Source organism: Pseudomonas abietaniphila, from assembly GCF_900100795.1.
GTDB lineage: Bacteria > Pseudomonadota > Gammaproteobacteria > Pseudomonadales > Pseudomonadaceae > Aquipseudomonas > Aquipseudomonas abietaniphila.
The window spans coordinates 1-2,358 of sequence record NZ_FNCO01000045.1 but is presented as its reverse complement, the minus strand read 5'-3'; the positions used below and the strand labels follow the sequence as shown (position 1 = coordinate 2,358).

Below are 2,358 nucleotides of genomic sequence, written 5' to 3'. Positions count from 1 at the left end.
GGTAAGCGGCCAGCGAACACACCTTCAGAAATCCGGAATTAAAGGCGATGGTGTCCGCCTATTTTTAAGCGGACGCGATCACCCTTATCGCCAGGATTCCCATGCGCCAACGAAGCTCCTATCCCAAACCCTTCAAGGCCCAGGTCGTGCAGGAATGCCTGAAACCCGGTGCCTCAGTTTCCAGCGTCGCCATCAGCCACGGCATCAATGCCAATGTGATTCGCAAGTGGCTGCCGATTTACCGTGATAAACCCGTCGCGCCACTCCCCGCGTTTGTACCGCTGCAACCGATGCCTAAACGGCAAGCTGATGAAGCCGTGGTCATCGCACTGTCGCTGGGCGACAAATCCATCACGCTCAAATGGCCCATCTCCGACCCGGACGGCTGCGCACGTTTTATCCGCAGCCTCTCGCAATGATACGCATCGACGCTATCTGGCTAGCTACCGAGCCCATGGACATGCGCGCCGGCACCGACACTGCGTTGGCCCGCGTGGTCGCTGTGTTCGGTGCGGCGAAGCCGCACTGCGCTTATCTGTTCGCCAACCGCCGGGCCAACCGGATGAAGGTGCTGGTGCACGATGGCGTGGGCATCTGGCTTGCCGCGAGGCGTTTGAACCAAGGCAAGTTTCACTGGCCTGGCACTCATCGCGGCCTGGAAGTCGGGCTCGACGCTGAACAACTTCAAGCGCTGGTGCTCGGTTTGCCATGGCAGCGAGTTGGCGCTAACGGCGCAATCACAGTGATTTAGCCTTGCTTTTCAGCTGTGGCAGGTGGATCGCTTTGGTAAAATCCACGGCATGACTTCCTCGCCCAATCTCGACCAAATGACACCCGAACAACTGCGCGCACTCGCTGCGCAGTTGCTGTCGAAGGTCGACACCATGGGCCGAAAAATCCATCGTGACGAGACGATCATCGAGCAGCTCTCTCACGAGATTGCCATCCTCAAGCGCCACAAGTTCGCCAAGCGCAGCGAGCAGATCAGCCCAGCGCAAGGCAGCTTGCTGGATGACTTGCTCAACACCGACCTTGAGGCTATCGAGGCAGAACTGAACGCGCTTCGTCCCGCCCCAACGTCGGACGAAACCCGCCAAAAGCCCAAGCGCGCGCCGCTGCCGCCGCAGTTCCCACGTACCGTCATTCGTCACGAGCCAGAGAACACCCAGTGTGTCTGCGGGTGCCAGCTTCAGCGCATCGGCGAAGACGTCAGCGAGAAGCTGGATTACACACCTGGCGTGTTTACCGTTGAGCAGCATGTACGTGGAAAGTGGGCCTGCCGCCAGTGCGAAACACTGATCCAAGCACCGGTGCCGGCCCAGGTGATCGACAAGGGCATCCCGACCGCAGGCCTACTGGCGCATGTGATGGTAGCCAAATTCGCTGATCATCTGCCGCTGTACCGGCAAGAAAAGATCTTTGGCCGTGCAGGCCTGGCGATCCCGCGTTCAACGCTGGCTCAGTGGGTGGGCCAAACTGGCGTACAGCTACAACCGCTGGTGGATGCACTGCGCGAAGCGGTGCTCGCTCAGCGAGTCGTGCATGCCGATGAAACGCCGGTGCAGATGCTGGCGCCCGGAGAGAAGAAAACGCATCGAGCTTATGTCTGGGCTTATTGCACGACGCCGTACTCGGCCCTCAAGGCGGTGGTCTACGACTTCAGCCCCAGCCGCGCCGGCGAACATGCGCGCAACTTCCTGGGCACCTGGAACGGCAAGCTGGTCTGTGATGACTTCGCGGGTTACAAGGCCAGCTTCGACCTGGGCATCACCGAAATCGGCTGCATGGCGCATGCCCGCCGTAAGTTCTTCGACCTGCATGTAGCGAACAAAAGCCAGTTGGCCGAACAAGCGCTGCACTCAATCGGCGGGTTGTACGAAGTCGAACGGCAGGCCAAAGACATGAGCGATGAAGAACGATGGCGATTACGCCAAGAAATAGCGGCGCCCATTGCACAGAAGTTACATGAGTGGATGCTGGCTCAGCGCGACCTCGTGCCCGAGGGCTCGGCCACGGCCAAGGCTCTGGATTACAGCTTGAAACGCTGGGTAGCGCTGACGCGCTACCTGGATGATGGTGCCGTACCCATCGACAACAACCCGGTGGAGAACACGATCAGGCCATGGGCGCTTGGGCGCTCCAATTGGTTGTTCGCCGGGTCTCTGCGCAGTGGCAAAAGAGCGGCAGCGATCATGAGTTTGATCCAGTCGGCACGCATGAACGGGCATGATCCGTACGCGTATCTCAAGGATGTACTGACGCGATTGCCGACGCAGAAAGCTAGTGAGATCGAGCATCTACTGCCGCATCAGTGGATGCCTGGCTGATCTACGCAAGGCGTATTCCCCGTACGCTTAC

At 59.5% G+C, this 2,358-nt stretch carries 3 protein-coding genes; all 3 read left to right on the top strand.

Features of this window, described 5'->3' with window-relative positions; all coding sequences use genetic code 11:
- Positions 1 to 101: 101 nt before the first annotated feature.
- The 3 genes from tnpA to tnpC are packed head-to-tail and all read left to right on the top strand — an operon-like array spanning position 102 to position 2,327.
- A complete protein-coding gene (gene tnpA, locus BLS87_RS33235; RefSeq protein ID WP_074759401.1) occupies positions 102 to 419 on the top strand; it encodes an IS66-like element accessory protein TnpA in 318 nt (105 codons plus the stop codon).
- Entirely contained in the window at positions 416 to 751 is a 336-nt protein-coding gene (gene tnpB, locus BLS87_RS34875) for an IS66 family insertion sequence element accessory protein TnpB (RefSeq protein WP_074759400.1), read from the top strand. Before tnpA ends, tnpB begins: the two co-directional genes overlap by 4 nt.
- Positions 752 to 800: 49 nt before the next feature.
- On the top strand, positions 801 to 2,327 hold the full coding sequence (tnpC, locus tag BLS87_RS33225) for an IS66 family transposase (RefSeq protein WP_074759399.1): 1,527 nt from the start codon (positions 801 to 803) through the stop codon (positions 2,325 to 2,327).
- Positions 2,328 to 2,358 lie beyond the last annotated feature (31 nt).